Raw genomic sequence first — 15,519 nt, 5'->3', positions numbered from 1 at the left:
GGAGATTGCGTGATCACCTCGGAGTGTTTCCCGACCCCGCACCTCGCCCTGCGCACCAGCGACCCCGCCGCGTTGGCGCGGGTGCAGGGGTTCGCGGTGCTGCAGGCGGAGTGCGCGCAGCGACTGCGCGCCCGGTTGGCCGCGGCGTTGCGTGCGGATCCTGGTCATCGGGCGGTGCGGATGCTGCTGCGTCGCCTCTACCGGGACGCCCTGCAGTGGCGCTACGACCTGGCGGTCGCCTCGGCCGGTTTGCCCGGCACGCGGGGCCTGGCGCACGACCCGGAGCGGTTCCGGACCACCCTCTCGGCCGGTGGCGCGAACTTCGACCGGCTCGGTGCCATCGGGTTTCTGCGCGAGGGGTCGGTGTGGGACCCGGTGTCGCGGACGTACCGGGGTGGGCAGGACACGCCGGCGTCGGTGCTGATGCGGCACTACGGGGCCGCCGCGCAGGCGCGGTTCGCCACCGAGGGTTGCGACCCCGGCCGGCCTGACGTGCTGAGCACCACGGTCACCGTGCCCCACACGGGTGTCCGGATCCGTGGTAACCGGCTGGTGCGCGGCGCCGCGGCGCGGGAGGTGGCCGCGCAGCTGGTGCAGCGGATCCGCGCGCGGGGCCTGGACACCAGCGGGATCGAGTCCGGTGGCGACCCGGTCTACGCGGTGACCGCCGACCCGCGTGACGCTGCCCGGCTGCGGGCGGCGGCGTTCGATCTGCTGGCGACCGCGTTCACCCGGCCACCCCAGGAACGGATGTGGATGTGGCAGCACGCCCGGTTCGCGTTGTTTCAAGGCTTGGCCATGAAGAAAGGATCGGACGCGACGACGCGGGTGTTCCTGGTCGCGGTCGGGGCGGTGCTGCTGGCCGCCGCCCCGGTCATCGAGCACGACGCGGATCTGCGGTGCATGGTCCTGGGCCAGGACGCCGCCCTGGACATGCCCGCCGACCGGCTCCTGCCCGCGGAGCCGGTCGGGGTGTGGCGGTGGCGCGTCGAAGGCGAAACCTACGACCACGGCGGTTTCCGCGGCAGCGAGCAGGCCGCATGGGACGCGGCCTACCAGGCCGTCCGCCACCGCTACCGGCGGCGGCTCTACGAACCACTGTGGATCACCGTCGGCGCCACCGAGGTCACCGTCACCGAGCACGACTTCGCGGCCGTCATGACACCACACCTGCACAACCAAGGCTGACCCCACCGCGGCAGTCACCTCACCCCCAACCCCCGGCCCCCGAGACGCCGTTGCGTCCCGAGGGGCGGGTTGCACCACCCCATCACCCACGAAGGAAGGAACGCACTGTCATGTCTGTGACCAGCCGCTGGGAAGACACGGTTCGCGACGCGATCATCAGCCTGGAACGCGTCAAGGGCGACTGGGTGTCGTTGGCCGACCTCCGCGAGGAACTCGACATGCGAGGCACCAGCCGCGCCGTGCAGGAGGAACATCTCAACCGCATGTCGCAGAGCGGCAAGGTCCGCTTTGGCACCGGAGGCCGCATCACGTGGGTCGGCAAGCGCTGACCCCGTTGTCCGTCTGAGCCTCCCGCCGGCTCACCACGCATTCGCGCCACCGGCCTGGCGGGCACCGCATCCGCCGGACCAAACCTCAACCGCCCCGCGACGCCCCCGGCCGGCACACCCCGCTGGCCGGGGGCGTCGCGTCTGGCAATCGAGAGAGCTGGAAAGGACCGACACCCTTGCGCCTGAACCACACAGCCCGCGCCCAGCTGGAGGCGGCCGGGATCACCCCGGCCCAGTGGGCACGCCGCAACCACTACACCAATGGACGGTGGGGCGGGGATGCCTGCGGCTGCCCCGACGACCGCTGCATCGGTTTCCACCACGACCGCCCCGACAACTGCGGATGCCTGCCCGCGCTGCTCGACCGAGACACCGGGCGGTAACGCCGACCCACCCCGCCGGCAGGGCCACCCCGCATGACCGCGGGGTGGCCCTGCCCCTTTCTCCGCCGTGCTGGCACGGCACATGAAGAACTCCGCTGACCTGACTCGCGGCGCGGCCCCGCCGTGGCCACCGCTGTGCTCACCCACGACTGAAAGGACCATCCACAATGGACACCGTTGCTCCGCTTGTGGGCGCTGCGCTGGGGCGGTGGGCGTTGGAGCTGGCAGGTAGGGGGTGGCCGGTGTATCCGCTGCGTCCCGGGGCGAAGTTCCCCGACTGGCACCGCGGCGACCACTGCCCCGGGACCGGGCGGTGCCGGGGTGGGCACCGGACCCCGGAGCAGATGGCCACCACCGACCCGGAGCTGATCACCGCGGCATGGGGCCGGGCACCGTGGAACATCGCGGTGTTCCCCGGCCCCGCCGGGCTGCTGATCATCGACTGCGATCCGGCCAAACCCGGCCCAGGCACCATGGACGGCTGGACAGCGCTGCAGGCACTGGCCGAGCAGCGGGGCGGGCCGTTGCCGGACACGTTCACCGTCACCACCCCGCGCGGCGGCCGGCATCTGTACTACCGGGCACCGGCGGGGTGTGCGTTGCGCTCGACGCAGGGCCACCTCGCCGCCGCGATCGATACCCGAGGGTGGGGTGGCTACGCGGTCGCGCCCGGCTCGGTGCGCGCGGACGGCGCCTACGAACTGCTCGACGACACCGACCCGGTGGAGCTGCCGGGGTGGCTGGTGCAGGCCAACGTCGACCACGGCGTCACAGCGGTGTCCGGGCGCACTGACACGGCCGTGGCGGTCCCGGGCGCGTTCGCCGCGGCGGCGGTGCGCGAGGAGTGCCGCAAGGTCGCCTCCACCCCGTACAAGCAGGGCCGCAACAAGGCGCTCTCCCGCGCCGCCTACGCGCTTGGCCAACTGGTCGGCGCGGACGTGCTGGCCGAAGACGTCGCCCGCGCCGAGCTGCGGGCCGCCGTCGACTCGTGGGGCGATGCCGCCTCGATCCCCAAGGACTACGCCGTGATCGAGACCAGCCTGAGCGCCGGTCGCCACAACCCCCGCCGCATCACGCCTCATAGCACCCGCACCACCGGAACCCGCCGCCACCGCGCGGCCTCACCGAGGAAGGACACCGTCGCATGGACAAGCGACTGAAGGCCGAGTACCGGCGTTACGCCGCCGATGAAGCGGTGACCGCCACCGCGCTCACCGACAAAGCCAACGCGCTGGAAGCCGCGGGCAAGTTCCGGCAGGCAAGCCCCTACTTCCAGGCGGCAGCCAAGGCCGAGGACCGGGCCGCGGTCTGGCGGAACCTGCTCAAGTAGCCCCCGCCGACGATCATTGACCGGAGGAAGGAACCCCGACACTGATGACTGAACCGACAGCCATGACCACGACAGCCACCATTCGGACGGCGGTGGCGACACGGCGTGGCAGCCGCGCGCACAACATGGACGCGGCGGCGACGTTCCGCTCGTCGGCTGGGATAGTCGCCGCTGCCGTGGTCGACGGTATCGGTAACGACGCGACCGGTGCCGAGACGATGCGGGAGCTGGCGCGTATCGCCGTACGGATCGGTGCGGCCAAGGGTGCGCTGGCGGGTGTGCTCGCTGCCGCCGCGTACATCGACGACCCGGGCATTGACGACTACCAGCCGGACGGTGTGCTGGTGCTGGCCCTGGCGGAACCGGGAGAGCCGACCAGCCTGGCCTGGGTCGGCGACTCGCACGCCTACGGCTGGGATGGCACGGCGCTCCGCCGGCGGACCGATCCGCACACGATGGGCGCCTTCCTCCGGCAAAACCCGGAAGCTGAGGAATTGGCGGTGCAGCACGACAACTGGGTGCGGCTCAGCCTGGACTCGGCGACGCCGACCACGGTGGCGCTGTCGGAAGCCCCGGCCGGCGAACTGGTGCTGCTGGTGTCCGACGGCCTGGACGACATCCCACTGCCTCAGCTGCAGATCCTTACCGCGCAGCACCAGCACGACCCGCAAGCGCTGGCCGACGCCGTCGTGGCCGCCGTCCCTCACCACGACGAGGGCTACCGCGACGACGCCACCGTGGTCGTTCTCGCACCCGCCGCCACCGCCGTGCCCAGGCCGGACGAGGGGCAGGTGATGGGATGACCCCGACCTTGGTCAGCACGATCGGCCCGGCCGGGGCCGGGAAAACCACTTGGCGACGGACCTGCATTCCGGCCGGGGCGACGGTCGTGTCGCTGGACGAGACCCGCGCCCGGCTCGCGCCGTGCGGGTGCTCGGCCAACCAGGACGTCAACGAGGAAGCGGCCGAAGCAGGGTTCGCCACCACCGCGGCCGTGCTGGCCGGAGGCGGGACCGTCGTGTGGGACGTCACCGGCTACCTCGCCCGGTTCCGGGTGAGGCTGCTGAACCTGGCCGCCCAGCACGGTGCCGGCACCGTCGGTGTGGTGCTGCTGCCGCCGCTGCTGACCGTGCTGGCCCGCAACGCCCGCCGCTGCAACACCCCGTGCCCGGAGTGCGGCTACACCCGCCGGGTGCCGGATGCGCGGGTGTGGGAGATGCACCACGCGGTCGCCACTGCGCTGCCTCGCCTGCACACCGAGGGCTGGACCCAGCTGCATTTCCTGGCCTTGCCGCACTACCTGCGCGCCCGCTGAACATCCCAGGCCGCTTCTATCGAGTACCACTGTTGATGCCTTACTCAAGGAGGACCGTCATGGCCGCGATCATTCACCGGTGTGCCTGCGGGCACCCGGACAGCTTCCACACCCTCAACGGCATGGAAGACACCTCCCCATGCCAGATGGACCGCTGCGGGTGCACCGACCGGGACCCCGGTTCGCCGGAGCTGATCCCGACCTGGCGCTCGGACAGCCCGCTGCAGCAAACGAAGCCCGACCCCGAGTTGCTCGCGCCGGGCACGCTCGACCGGCCCGGGGTGGGCACGCTGTGCGACTGCGAGGACTGCTGGGCGCTGTACCGCCGGGAAACCGCGGCGGCTGCTGCGTGACCTCGTCCTGTCCGATCCGTGGCCCTCCCGGCATCCGCCGGGGGCCCGTGATCAGCCCGAGGTCTGAACGACCGGCCGCGCCGCGCCACCGTTCGGCCCCGCATCACCTGACTAGCGGCCCGCCGCGCCGATGAGGCCGGCGGGCCGCTGTTGTGCGCGCATCCTGCGCCCGCTCGATGGGAGTTTTCATGTCCAGTCAACCGAATCCGTCGCGCCCGTTGTGGCCGGTGGGCGTGGACGGACGCCCGCGGCTGCGCACCGGTGCCGCACCCGAAACCATCCGCGTCCTGACCGCCGCGCTGGACGCCCGGATCATCCCCGACACCTACGTCTCCGACGGGGCACCGGTGGTCGTGGAAGAAGTCTCCGGCGCGGCCGGGCCGACCGCGGGCGACGACGACGTCGTATTGCCGTTGTCCTCGTCGCCGCTGAAACCGGCACTGCTGGCCGGGCTCTTGGCCGAACACACCGATGTGGTCCAGTCCAAAGTGAACGAGAAGGGCGACACCTACGACGTGGAGGTCTCCCCGCCGGCGGCGGTGCTCGCGGCGGTGCTGGCCCGGCAGTCCTGGCCGGGGCTGCCGGTGCTGCGCAGGATCATCTCCACCCCGGTGCTGCGGCCGGACGGGACGCTCCTGCAAACCCCCGGCTACGACCCGGCGACCGGGTTCTACCTGACCGCCAACTCCTATCTCGAACCCGTCCCGGACCGGCCCAGCGCCGGGCAGGTCGCCGAGGCCCGCGAGTTCCTGCTGGAACGGTTCCTGGCCGATTTCCCGTGGCGGTCGCCGGCGGACCTGCCGAACTACCTGGCCCTGTTGGTGACTCCGCTCATCAGGCCGTTCACCCGGTCCCTGTCGCCGTTCGGGATGATCGAGGCGTCCATGCCCGGCTCCGGGAAAACCATCCTCGCCGGATGTGTCGGGCTGCTGGTGGGGCAGCGGGTACTGACCTGGACCGACTCCGAGGAGGAGCTGCGCAAGTCGATCACCACGGTGCTGGGCGACAGCGTCGGGGTGGTCGTGTTCGACAACCTCACCGAGGGGGAAGTCGTCAACTCGGCCGTGCTCGCACGGCTGGTGACGGAGCGGACCTGGACCGACCGCAAACTCGGCTCGAACACCGCCGCGAACTTCGCGAACGACCGGCTGTGGCTCGCGACGGGGAACAACCTGCGCACCGGCGGGGACATGGCCAGCAGGTCGGTGTGGGTGCGGCTCGACCCGGACTGCCCCCGCCCCGAGGCACGCAGCGGGTTCACCATCCCGAACCTGGACACCTGGATTCTCGACCCCCGCAACCGCGCCACCGTGCTGCGGCACGTGCTGACCCTCGTACTGGACTGGACCGCGCAAGGAGCACCCGTCAGCACCTCGGTGCCACAGATGCGGCAGTTCACCCGCTGGGCTCAGTACCTCGGCGGGTTCCTCGCCCACCACGGCATCGAGGGGTTCCTCCACAACGCCGACGCCGGCCGCGAACTGGATGACGACCACGCCGAGTGGTACGCGTTCCTCTCCACCTGGCACCACCTCTACGGCGACGAACCACAAACCGCGCAACAACTCCGGGCCGGGGCCGAACCCGAGTACGGCGCACCGGACCAGTGGAAGGGCACCTTCCCGGCCACGATCACCGGCAAGCCCCTCTCAGCCAAAGCGCTGGGAAAGAGGCTGGCAGGGCAGGTAGACCGGTGGCGCGGCGACCGGGTGTTACGCAGCGAAGTCGACAAGCACACCAAAATCAAGCTCTACAAGGTCGAACACCGAGCCGATTCGACCTGACCCCTCCAACAAACACCGCACACCCCGCAAACCCCGCAACCAACCAGGAAAACAAGTCCTGAACAGCGGAAACAACACCGGGGAGTCTGCGGGGTTTGCCCACCCCACCGAGACCACCAAACCCCGCAAACCCCGCAACTTGCGGGGTTTGCGGGGTTTACCCCTCAGCTCCACCACAGCAAACCCCGCAGACAAATCCCCAGGCCCAGGCCCATTTTGCGGGTTTTGCGGTATTGCGGGGTTTGGTTCCGCCCTCCCACACCTCACCACCCCCCCACCTGCCAGCAAACCCCACCGCAACCCACTACCCACCGTGACACTCCAGGCGACATCGACCCGGCCCCCGGCGGGGGCACGCACGCGAGAACCCGACACCCCACCAACCCCCGCTACGGGCACCTCACCGCCATAGTCAGCACACCGAAGGGGATCGTTATGGCAACGGCCGATCGCAAAATGACTGTCAACGAAGTCTGTGCCGAACTGGCCGACGAGAACGGCAAACCGCTCGCGCGCTCGACGTTCTACGACTGGCGCGCGAAGAAGCGCGGGCCCAAATGCACCAGGCTCCCGAACGGTGATCTCCGCATCCGCCGGGCGGACTTTGACCGTTGGTTCGACGGCCTCGCCGAGGAGAACGCGTGAATGAGACGAGCTATGACGTCAAGATCTGGAACATCGAGACGCGGCCAGGAAAAACCAAAACCTCCTACCGGGTCACGTGGTTCGTCGCGGGGGAGAGGTTCGATAAGAAGAAGGCCACGTACGCGCTGGCAGAGAGTTTTCGCTCCGATCTCGTGGCGGCGGCGCGCCGCGGCGAAGCCTTCGAATGCGCACGCGGGCTGCCAGTCTCGATGCTTCGCAACGAAAACGACCTGCCGTTCTTTGCGTTTGCGTGCAAGTACGTCGACATGAAGTGGACGCGAGCAGCCGGAAAGTCCCGGGCCGGTAATGCCGACACCTTGGCGTCCGTGTTGCCAGCGATGCTTGCCACGATCCGCGGTAAGCCGGACGACCGTGTTCTCCGCCGTGCTCTGACCGGATGGGCGTTCAACACGAAGCGGCGGGAGGACCCGAAGCCGCCAGAGATCGAGCAGGCGTTGAAATGGGTGCAGGCGAACACGTTGCCCACGTCCCGGCTCAACGATCCCGCGAAGTTGCGCGAGGTTCTGGACCAGATCTCGCTGAAGCTCGACGGCAAGCAGGCCGCAGCCAAGACCGTCTACAGGAAGCGCGCTGTGTTCAACAACGCGCTGGAGTACGCATTGGAGTTGAAGATCTTGACCGCCAACCGGCTTTCGGAAGTGAAGTGGACTGCACCTAAGACCGTGCGAGCGATCGACAAGCGTGTGGTCATCAACCCCGCGCAGGGACGCAATCTGCTGACCGCCGTCGAAGCGCAGAAAGTGGACACCGCGCCGCGTCGGTCGTCCGGCCCCATGCTCAAAGCCTTTTTTGCGGCGATGTACTACGCCGGTTTGCGCCCTGAGGAAGCCGCGATGTTGTGCAAGCCGGACCTGCAGCTGCCCGAAGCGGGGTGGGGCGAACTGCTGCTGTCGACGACCGCTCCGACCACTGGGGCAGCGTGGACGGACTCGGGGGAGCGTCGGGACCGGCGGCAGTTGAAACAGCGGGCGGAAGGCGAAGTGCGTGCAGTGCCCTCGCCCCCGCCGCTCACCGCGGTCCTTCACCAGCACCTGAAAACCTTCGGCACGGCAGCAGACGGCCGTCTCTTCCGGAACTTGACTGGAGGCGACCTCGCCGAGTCGACGATCTCCCGGGTGTGGGACAACGCGCGGAAAACAGCGCTCTCGGAAAGCGAGTACGCGTCGCCGCTCGCGAGGCGTCCGTACGACCTCCGGCACGCGTGTGTGTCGACGTGGCTCGCTGCGGGGGTACCGGCCACGCAGTGCGCCGCGTGGGCAGGCCATTCGGTGGCAGTGCTGCTGACGACCTACGCCGCTGTGATCGCCGGGCTGGAGGCGGAGGCGCACGAGCGGATCGAACGAGCGCTGGACTGGGACGACGACGCTGATACATCCGAGTGAACGCAGGCGTTCGAAAATTTGGGGGCGTATTGGGGGTGGATACCCGTGAACGGCCAGATAGAGCCGGACACAGTCGGACACAACAAGATCGGCCCCGCACCTGTTTTCGCAGGTCGCGGGGCCGGTTTGCGCTGGTCGCAGTTGGTGCCCCCGGTGAGATTCGAACTCACACTGGACGGGTTTTGAATCCGTTGCCTCTGCCAGTTGGGCTACGGGGGCGGCTGCCGGTGAACTTTACCGACCCCGCGCCCCGGCGGTCCCGGCGGGTGCCGGGGCCGCGGGTGTAGCGCCCGCCACTTCGTGGTGAACGCCATCGTGGGATGGGTGGTGGCCCCGGTACGCTTGCTGTTCGCGGGTGACCGTGACGTGAACCGTGCCGTCGAGTGCTCAGGAGGACAGCGGTGACCGAACAGGCCGGCGATGCCGAAGCCGTGCCGCAGCGCCGTGTGCTCGTCGCCGAGGACGAAGCGCTCATCCGGCTCGATCTGGTCGAGATGCTGCGGGAAGAGGGCTACGAGGTGGTCGGCGAGGCCGGCGACGGGGAAGAGGCCATCGCGCTCGCCACCGATCTCAAGCCGGATCTGGTGATCCTGGACGTCAAGATGCCCAAACTGGACGGGATCGAGGCGGCCGCGCGGATCACCGGCGACCGGATCGCGCCGGTCGTCATCCTCACCGCGTTCAGCCAGCGGGATCTGGTCGAGCGGGCCCGGGACGCGGGCACGATGGCCTACCTGGTCAAGCCGTTCGCCAAGCGGGACCTGGTGCCCGCCATCGAGCTGGCGGTCAGCCGGTTCGCCGAGCTGCAGGCGCTGGAATCCGAGGTCGCCGGGCTCACCGACCGGCTGGAGACGCGCAAGGTCATCGACCGGGCCAAGGGCCTGCTGATGACCCGGCAGGGTCTCGCCGAGCCGGACGCCTTCCGCTGGATCCAGCGGACCGCGATGGACCGCCGCACCACGATGAAGGCCGTTGCCGAGGCCGTGGTGGAGAGCATCGGCTAGCCGGCCCGCCAGGCCGGCGGCGAAGCGGGCGTGACCAGGGGGTCACGCCCGCTTCGCTGTATCCGCGGTCGCCCTGCGCTGCCCGAACGGGCAGAGTCGCTGCCCCTTTATCCGGCACTCCTCGTGTGCGGCGGGGGCGTTCCTACACTGTGCCGAATCGACTGGTTCGTCCGTCAAGGGGTCTGTTCGGGCGCATTCTTATACCCAGCGTCATCACTCGATCGTCACTCTCTGACGTTCGGGTGTTCACCATGGGGCAACTTCGCAACCACCGTCACGATGTGGATACAAGACGTGCTGTGACTCTGTGCAACGCCCTTACCGGCGGCTACGTTCAGCGGCCAGTCGAAGTCCCAGTGAGGGACCCGCCGCTCACCGAGCGCGCGGGCGGCATTTGGAGGAAGAGTGCACAGAGCACGACTCACGAAGGTCATCGTGCTGGCCGCGGCGGGAGCCATCTCGCTCAGCGCTTGCACGGCGCGCAACGACAGCGGCTCGGGTGGGCAAAGTGCCGGTTCGCAGGCCGCGGCGCCCTCGGCGGCCGCCGACGCGGCGGACCCCGCCGGGGACGGCAAAGCCCAGTGCTCGCCGGTCTCCCTCGCCTACGCGGGCACCATCAACGGTGCGAACGCGGCGCTGGGCCAGAACATCCTGGACGGCGCGAAGCTCGCCGTGGACCAGCACAACAAGGCCAATCCGGGCTGCCAGGTCAAGCTTGAGCAGTACGACACCGAGGGCACGCCGGACAAGGCGCCCGGCATCGTGAACCAGATGGTCAACACCCCGGCCATCCTCGGCGTGGTCGGCCTGCCCTTCTCCGGGGAGTCGAAGGCGGTCGGCAACATCTTCAACGGGGCCGGCCTGGTCACCATCACCCCGTCCGCGACCGGTCCCGCGCTGAGCCAGAACGGCTGGAAGACCTTCTTCCGCGGCCTGGGCAACGACAACACCCAGGGACCCGCCGCGGCGAAGTTCATGACCGGTGAGCTCAAGGCCGGCAAGATCTGCGTGATCAAGGACGACTCCGAGTACGGCACCGGGCTGGCCGCCGCGACCGTCAAGGCGCTCGGCGACAAGGTCGTCTGCCAGGACGACGTCAAGACCAAGCAGGTCGACTTCTCCGCGGTGGTGAACAAGGTCAAGAACGCCAACCCGGACGCGGTCTTCTACTCCGGCTACTACCAGGAAGGCGCCCCGTTCGCGCAGCAGCTGAACGACGCCGGCGTCAAGGCCAAGTTCGTCGGCCCGGACGGGGTCAAGGACGACCAGTTCGTCAAGGGTGCGGGCGACGCCGCGGCCAACGCGTACTTCACCTGCCCCTGCGTGCCGGCCGACCAGTTCACCAAGTTCACCGACGCCTACCAGGCGGCGTACCAGAAGGCCCCGGGCACCTACTCGCCCGAGGCCTACGACATCGCCACGATCTTCCTCAAGGGCGTCGACGCGGGCAAGAAGGACCGGGCCTCGATGCTCGACTTCGTGAAGAACTACGACGGCCAGGGACTCACCAAGCACTTCAAGTGGGACTCGCACGGTGAACTGGCGCAGACGACGGTGTGGGCCTACAAGGTCGACAACGGCAAGATCGTCCGCGACACCGAGATCAAGTAACCCCTTCGGCCCTGCTCGGTACCGGGGTGTGCGCCCGGCGGCTCGATCCCGCCGAGGGCACACCCCGGATCCACTTGGAGAACTAGTGTGTCGATGACTCATGAGCTCGGCTCCCTCGTCCTGGCCCAGGGAGACAGCTGGATCACCTTCGACGTCGATTCGTTCCTGAACCAGTTCTGGTCCAACACGATCGACGGCCTGTCCTACGGCAGCATCTACGCACTCGTGGCCCTGGGGTACACCCTGGTCTACGGCGTGCTCAAGCTGATCAACTTCGCCCACTCCGAGGTGTTCATCTACGGCGCCTACGCGACGTGGTTCACCTTCTACGGCCTCGGGTTCCGGCCCGGCGCCACCCCCGAGCTATCGGTGTTCGAACTGGTCGGGTTCCTGTTACTGGCACTGATCGCGGCGATGGCCGTGTCCGGGGGCACCGCGGTGGTCCTGGAGCGGGTCGCCTACCGGCCGCTGCGCAAACGCGGGGCACCCCGGCTGGTCTTCCTGATCACCGCGATCGGCGCCTCGTTCGTGCTGCAGCAGATCCTGTTCATCTGGCGCGGCGGGAACCCGGAGAACAGCATCCGGCTGCTGCGCAACGACGAGGTCTTCCAGATCTTCGGCGCGAGCGTCACCAACGTCACGATCATCACCATCCTCGCCGCGATCCTGCTGATGATCGGCACGGACATGTTCGTCAACCGCACCCGGTTCGGCCGCGGTATCCGTGCGGTCGCGCAGGATCCGGACACCGCCACGCTGATGGGCGTGAACAAGGAACGGGTCATCATGACCACGTTCCTCATCGGCGGCCTGCTGGCCGGCGCGGCCGCGCTGCTCTACATGATGAAGATCCCGCAGGGCGCCTCTTATCAGGGCGGCTTCATCCTCGGCATCAAGGCGTTCACCGCCGCGGTGCTGGGCGGGATCGGCAACCTGCGCGGCGCGCTGCTGGGCGGCCTGCTGCTCGGGGTCGTGGAGAACTACGGCCAGTCGCTGTTCGGCGGGCAGTGGCGCGACGTGGTGGCGTTCGTGCTGCTGGTGCTGATCCTGATGGTCCGGCCCACCGGTATCCTCGGTGAGTCGCTCGGAAAGGCACGGGTATGACGGTGACCTCGACCCCGCCCGCGCGGGCCGCGGCGCAGCGCCGCCGCCCGGTGTCGGAGTGGTGGAACAACCTGCCCCGGGTCCAGCAGTGGGCGGTGCTCATCCCGCTGGTGGTGCTGGTCTACCTGCTGCCGGTGCTCAACCCGCCGCTGCTGACCACGCAGCCCGGGTACGATTTCCCGACCGCGATGTTCGAGGTGGCCCGCTACGCTCTGGTCGCCATCGGGCTGAACGTGGTGGTCGGCCAGGCCGGGCTGCTGGATCTGGGCTATGTCGGCTTCTTCGCGATCGGCGCCTACGTGATGGCGTTGTTCACCAGCCCGGACTCCTCCCTGTCGAAGCTGCCGTTCCTCGTCGTGCTGCCGATCGCGATGGTGGTCACGATGATCTTCGGGGTGATCCTCGGGACACCGACCCTGCGATTACGCGGGGACTATCTGGCGATCGTCACGCTCGGTTTCGGCGAGATCGTGCGGCTGCTGGCGGACAACGTCGCACCGCTGCGCGGCAACCGCGGGTTCCAGAGCGTCGGGCATCCGCCCGGCACGAACGCCGACGGCAGTCCGTTGTTCAGCAATACCAACGGAACTCCGTGGTATTGGCTCTGTGTCACACTGATCATCGCGGTGCTGCTGCTGGTCGGGAACCTGGAACGCAGCCGCGTCGGCCGGGCCTGGGTGGCCATCCGCGACGACGAGGACGCGGCCGAGATCATGGGCGTGCCCACGTTCAAGTTCAAGATCTGGGCGTTCGTGGGCGGCGCGGCGATCGGCGGGCTTTCCGGCGCGCTCTACGCCGGGCAGCTGGGCTTCGTGAACAACCAGAAATTCGACGTGGTCACGTCCATGCTGTTCCTCGCCGCAGTGATCCTCGGCGGCGCGGGCAACAAGGTCGGCGTGCTGCTGGGCGCGGTGGTGGTGGCCTACATCCCGCTGCGGTTCCAGGCGATCGCCGAGTACAAGTACCTGATCTTCGGCCTGGCGCTGATCATCCTGATGATCTTCCGCCCGCAGGGCCTGCTCGGTGCGCGGCAGCGGCTGCTCACCTACGGCAGGCAGGCCTATCGCAGACTGCTCGGCAAGGGTGAGCAGATCAGCAGTGACGGTTCACTGGCCCCCGAGAACCCGGGAGAGAAGGCATGACCGCCCCTGGCAACGGCAGCGGCCCGGAGGTCCCGGCCGAGGGCGGGCTGGTCGCCGAGGTCGCGCAGATGAGCGAGGCCGAACTCGCCGAGCACGAGGCCGAGGTCGCCGACGTCGTCGCCCCCGACCGCGACATCGACGTGGCGATGGGGGAGACCCTGCTGGCCGTCGACGACGTCACGGTGCGCTTCGGCGGGCTGGTCGCGCTGGATTCGGTGTCCTTCGGCATCCGGCGCGGCGAGATCCTCGGCCTGATCGGGCCGAACGGGGCGGGCAAGACCACCTGCTTCAACGCGATGACCGGGGTGTACCGGCCCACCTCCGGGCAGGTGCTGCTGGAGGGCCGCCCGCTGGCCAAGGCCTCCCGGCACGCCATCACCCAGCTCGGCATCGCGCGGACGTTCCAGAACATCCGGCTCTTCAGCGACATGACCGCGCTGGAGAACGTGGTCGTCGGCACCGATGCCCGGCATCGCACCAGCCTGCTCGGGGCGCTGCTGCGCAGCCCGCGGCACCACCGCGAGGAGAAGCAGGCGATCGAGAAGGGCATGGCACTGCTGGAATTCGTCGGTATCGCGGATCGGGCCGCGGACCGCGCGAGGAATCTGCCGTACGGCTACCAGCGGCGCCTGGAGATCGCGCGGGCGCTGGCCACCGAGCCGAAACTACTCTGCCTCGACGAGCCGGCCGCCGGGTTCAACCCGGCGGAGAAGGAAGAGCTCATGGGGCTGATCCGGACGATCCGCGACGACGGGTACACCGTGCTGCTGATCGAGCACGACATGAAGCTCGTGATGGGTGTGACCGACCGGATCGTGGTGCTGGAATTCGGCAAGAAGATCGCCGAGGGACTGCCTGCCGAGATCCGGGAGGATCCCGCGGTGATCGCCGCCTACCTGGGGGTGCCCGACGATGACGTTGCTTGAACTGTCCGATGTGTCCGTCCACTATGGCCGGATCAAGGCGGTGTCCGGCCTGTCCATCACGGTGGACGAGGGCGAGATCGTCACCCTGATCGGCGCGAACGGGGCGGGCAAGTCCACCACCATGCGGGCGATCTCCGGGATCCGGCCGGTGTCGGCGGGCAGCATCCGGTTCGACGGGGAGGACATCACGCGGCTGCGCGGTGACCTCCGCGTGGTGCGCGGGATCTCGCAGTCGCCGGAGGGCCGGGGGATCTTCCCCGGCATGACGGTGCTGGAGAACCTGGACATGGGCGCGTACGCGCGCAAGGACCGGAAGGATCTGAAGACGGACTTCGACCGCGTCTTCGAGCTGTTCCCCCGGCTGGCCGAACGCCGGACCCAGGTCGGCGGCACGATGTCCGGTGGCGAGCAGCAGATGCTCGCGATCGGCCGCGCGCTGATGGCCAAGCCCCGGCTGCTGCTGCTGGACGAACCCTCGATGGGCCTGGCCCCGCAGTTCATCCAGCAGATCTTCCGGATCATCACGGAGATCAACCGCCAGGGCACCACGGTGCTGCTGGTGGAGCAGAACGCGCAGCAGGCGCTCTCCCGCGCGCACCGCGCGTACGTGCTGGAGACCGGGCAGATCACCAAGACCGGCACCGGTCGGGAACTGCTCGCCGATTCGAGCATCAAGGAGGCCTACCTCGGGGTGGGGTGAGGGCAGGGTTCCGGCAAAGTCGGTGTAGAGGTCCGTGAAGGGACCCTTCACGGACTCTCAGTCTGTGAAGGGTCCCTTCACAGACCCGAAACCGGTCCGGCGCACGCCACGAGGTGGTCGCACACACCTCCGCATCGCCCACTGCCGGGTCCCCGACCAACTTTGCCGACACCCTGGGGGTGAGGGTTTCGGCGGCCCCCGAAGCTGAATTGTGACTACGGTGTGCGGGGGCTTGTCAAGGCGGGAAAGCCGAAACATTGTTTATGACATATCAGGGGTGTGACTGTCCGGCTCATGACCCG

Annotated in this window: 17 protein-coding genes and 1 tRNA gene; 17 read left to right on the top strand and 1 reads right to left on the bottom strand. The window is 68.8% G+C overall.

Features of this window, described 5'->3' with window-relative positions; translation table 11 throughout:
* Positions 1 to 9 precede the first annotated feature (9 nt).
* The 11 genes from D5S19_RS15935 (at position 10) to D5S19_RS15885 (ending at position 8,730) form a co-directional block, all read left to right on the top strand.
* Positions 10 to 1,188 (top strand): hypothetical protein, encoded by a 1,179-nt coding sequence (locus tag D5S19_RS15935; protein WP_120024131.1) that lies wholly within the window; start codon positions 10 to 12, stop codon positions 1,186 to 1,188.
* 110 nt (positions 1,189 to 1,298) lie between these two features.
* Complete coding sequence (locus tag D5S19_RS15930) at positions 1,299 to 1,517, top strand: hypothetical protein (RefSeq protein ID WP_147397402.1); 219 nt, start codon at positions 1,299 to 1,301, stop codon at positions 1,515 to 1,517.
* Positions 1,518 to 1,693: 176 nt separating this feature from the next.
* Positions 1,694 to 1,900: a helix-turn-helix domain-containing protein gene (locus tag D5S19_RS15925; protein WP_120024129.1), complete on the top strand. Its 207-nt coding sequence runs from the start codon at positions 1,694 to 1,696 to the stop codon at positions 1,898 to 1,900.
* A 167-nt stretch (positions 1,901 to 2,067) separates the two neighbouring features.
* On the top strand, positions 2,068 to 3,060 hold the full coding sequence (locus tag D5S19_RS15920; RefSeq protein ID WP_120024128.1) for a bifunctional DNA primase/polymerase: 993 nt from the start codon (positions 2,068 to 2,070) through the stop codon (positions 3,058 to 3,060).
* On the top strand, positions 3,045 to 3,230 hold the full coding sequence (locus D5S19_RS15915) for a hypothetical protein (protein ID WP_120024127.1): 186 nt from the start codon (positions 3,045 to 3,047) through the stop codon (positions 3,228 to 3,230). Before D5S19_RS15920 ends, D5S19_RS15915 begins: the two co-directional genes overlap by 16 nt.
* A 44-nt stretch (positions 3,231 to 3,274) precedes the next feature.
* The gene (locus tag D5S19_RS15910) at positions 3,275 to 4,033 is read left to right on the top strand and encodes a SpoIIE family protein phosphatase (protein WP_120024126.1); all 759 of its coding nucleotides are present in this window, start codon (positions 3,275 to 3,277) and stop codon (positions 4,031 to 4,033) included.
* Positions 4,030 to 4,545 carry an AAA family ATPase gene (locus D5S19_RS15905; RefSeq protein ID WP_120024125.1) on the top strand — a complete coding sequence of 172 codons (516 nt, stop codon included), beginning with the start codon at positions 4,030 to 4,032 and terminating at the stop codon, positions 4,543 to 4,545. The genes D5S19_RS15910 and D5S19_RS15905 overlap by 4 nt, the downstream gene beginning before the upstream one ends.
* A 59-nt stretch (positions 4,546 to 4,604) precedes the next feature.
* Positions 4,605 to 4,898: a hypothetical protein gene (locus D5S19_RS15900; protein ID WP_120024124.1), complete on the top strand. Its 294-nt coding sequence runs from the start codon at positions 4,605 to 4,607 to the stop codon at positions 4,896 to 4,898.
* Between the two features lie 188 nt (positions 4,899 to 5,086).
* A complete protein-coding gene (locus D5S19_RS15895; protein WP_120024123.1) occupies positions 5,087 to 6,682 on the top strand; it encodes a hypothetical protein in 1,596 nt (531 codons plus the stop codon).
* A gap of 456 nt (positions 6,683 to 7,138) precedes the next feature.
* Complete coding sequence (locus D5S19_RS15890; protein WP_199730528.1) at positions 7,139 to 7,327, top strand: helix-turn-helix transcriptional regulator; 189 nt, start codon at positions 7,139 to 7,141, stop codon at positions 7,325 to 7,327.
* Positions 7,324 to 8,730 carry a tyrosine-type recombinase/integrase gene (locus D5S19_RS15885; RefSeq protein ID WP_120024121.1) on the top strand — a complete coding sequence of 469 codons (1,407 nt, stop codon included), beginning with the start codon at positions 7,324 to 7,326 and terminating at the stop codon, positions 8,728 to 8,730. The genes D5S19_RS15890 and D5S19_RS15885 overlap by 4 nt, the downstream gene beginning before the upstream one ends.
* A gap of 142 nt (positions 8,731 to 8,872) precedes the next feature.
* On the opposite strand, the gene D5S19_RS15880 is transcribed toward D5S19_RS15885, so the two are convergent.
* Positions 8,873 to 8,949: transfer RNA gene (locus D5S19_RS15880), tRNA-Leu, on the bottom strand.
* A 182-nt stretch (positions 8,950 to 9,131) separates the two neighbouring features.
* On the opposite strand from D5S19_RS15880, the gene D5S19_RS15875 reads away from it, so the two are divergent.
* The 6 genes from D5S19_RS15875 to D5S19_RS15850 all read left to right on the top strand — a co-directional run bounded on the left by D5S19_RS15875 (position 9,132) and on the right by D5S19_RS15850 (position 15,217).
* Positions 9,132 to 9,734 carry an ANTAR domain-containing response regulator gene (locus D5S19_RS15875; RefSeq protein WP_120024120.1) on the top strand — a complete coding sequence of 201 codons (603 nt, stop codon included), beginning with the start codon at positions 9,132 to 9,134 and terminating at the stop codon, positions 9,732 to 9,734.
* Between the two features lie 435 nt (positions 9,735 to 10,169).
* Positions 10,170 to 11,345, top strand: coding sequence for a branched-chain amino acid ABC transporter substrate-binding protein (locus D5S19_RS15870; protein ID WP_120024179.1), 1,176 nt, complete (start codon positions 10,170 to 10,172; stop codon positions 11,343 to 11,345).
* A gap of 93 nt (positions 11,346 to 11,438) precedes the next feature.
* The gene (locus tag D5S19_RS15865) at positions 11,439 to 12,449 is read left to right on the top strand and encodes a branched-chain amino acid ABC transporter permease (protein ID WP_120024119.1); all 1,011 of its coding nucleotides are present in this window, start codon (positions 11,439 to 11,441) and stop codon (positions 12,447 to 12,449) included.
* A complete protein-coding gene (locus D5S19_RS15860; protein WP_120024118.1) occupies positions 12,446 to 13,591 on the top strand; it encodes a branched-chain amino acid ABC transporter permease in 1,146 nt (381 codons plus the stop codon). The genes D5S19_RS15865 and D5S19_RS15860 overlap by 4 nt, the downstream gene beginning before the upstream one ends.
* Positions 13,588 to 14,517 (top strand): ABC transporter ATP-binding protein, encoded by a 930-nt coding sequence (locus D5S19_RS15855; protein ID WP_120024117.1) that lies wholly within the window; start codon positions 13,588 to 13,590, stop codon positions 14,515 to 14,517. The genes D5S19_RS15860 and D5S19_RS15855 overlap by 4 nt, the downstream gene beginning before the upstream one ends.
* Complete coding sequence (locus D5S19_RS15850; protein WP_120024116.1) at positions 14,504 to 15,217, top strand: ABC transporter ATP-binding protein; 714 nt, start codon at positions 14,504 to 14,506, stop codon at positions 15,215 to 15,217. The genes D5S19_RS15855 and D5S19_RS15850 overlap by 14 nt, the downstream gene beginning before the upstream one ends.
* Positions 15,218 to 15,519 lie beyond the last annotated feature (302 nt).

The sequence above is a fragment of the Amycolatopsis panacis genome (assembly GCF_003600245.1).
Lineage (GTDB): Bacteria > Actinomycetota > Actinomycetes > Mycobacteriales > Pseudonocardiaceae > Amycolatopsis > Amycolatopsis sulphurea.
The sequence above is the reverse complement of the archived record's forward strand: the minus strand, read 5'-3'. Positions and strand labels throughout refer to the sequence as shown.

What these genes read in the sequence shown, in the direction of transcription:
- D5S19_RS15930 (WP_147397402.1), top strand. Translation starts at nt 1,299, where the DNA reads ATGTCTGTGACCAGCCGCTGGGAAGACACGGTTCGCGACGCGATCATC.
- D5S19_RS15905 (WP_120024125.1), top strand. Translation starts at nt 4,030, where the DNA reads ATGACCCCGACCTTGGTCAGCACGATCGGCCCGGCCGGGGCCGGGAAA.
- D5S19_RS15860 (WP_120024118.1), top strand. Translation starts at nt 12,446, where the DNA reads ATGACGGTGACCTCGACCCCGCCCGCGCGGGCCGCGGCGCAGCGCCGC.
- D5S19_RS15850 (WP_120024116.1), top strand. Translation starts at nt 14,504, where the DNA reads ATGACGTTGCTTGAACTGTCCGATGTGTCCGTCCACTATGGCCGGATC.
- D5S19_RS15890 (WP_199730528.1), top strand. Translation starts at nt 7,139, where the DNA reads ATGACTGTCAACGAAGTCTGTGCCGAACTGGCCGACGAGAACGGCAAA.
- D5S19_RS15855 (WP_120024117.1), top strand. Translation starts at nt 13,588, where the DNA reads ATGACCGCCCCTGGCAACGGCAGCGGCCCGGAGGTCCCGGCCGAGGGC.
- D5S19_RS15900 (WP_120024124.1), top strand. Translation starts at nt 4,605, where the DNA reads ATGGCCGCGATCATTCACCGGTGTGCCTGCGGGCACCCGGACAGCTTC.
- D5S19_RS15910 (WP_120024126.1), top strand. Translation starts at nt 3,275, where the DNA reads ATGACTGAACCGACAGCCATGACCACGACAGCCACCATTCGGACGGCG.
- D5S19_RS15915 (WP_120024127.1), top strand. Translation starts at nt 3,045, where the DNA reads ATGGACAAGCGACTGAAGGCCGAGTACCGGCGTTACGCCGCCGATGAA.
- D5S19_RS15920 (WP_120024128.1), top strand. Translation starts at nt 2,068, where the DNA reads ATGGACACCGTTGCTCCGCTTGTGGGCGCTGCGCTGGGGCGGTGGGCG.
- D5S19_RS15895 (WP_120024123.1), top strand. Translation starts at nt 5,087, where the DNA reads ATGTCCAGTCAACCGAATCCGTCGCGCCCGTTGTGGCCGGTGGGCGTG.
- D5S19_RS15865 (WP_120024119.1), top strand. Translation starts at nt 11,439, where the DNA reads ATGACTCATGAGCTCGGCTCCCTCGTCCTGGCCCAGGGAGACAGCTGG.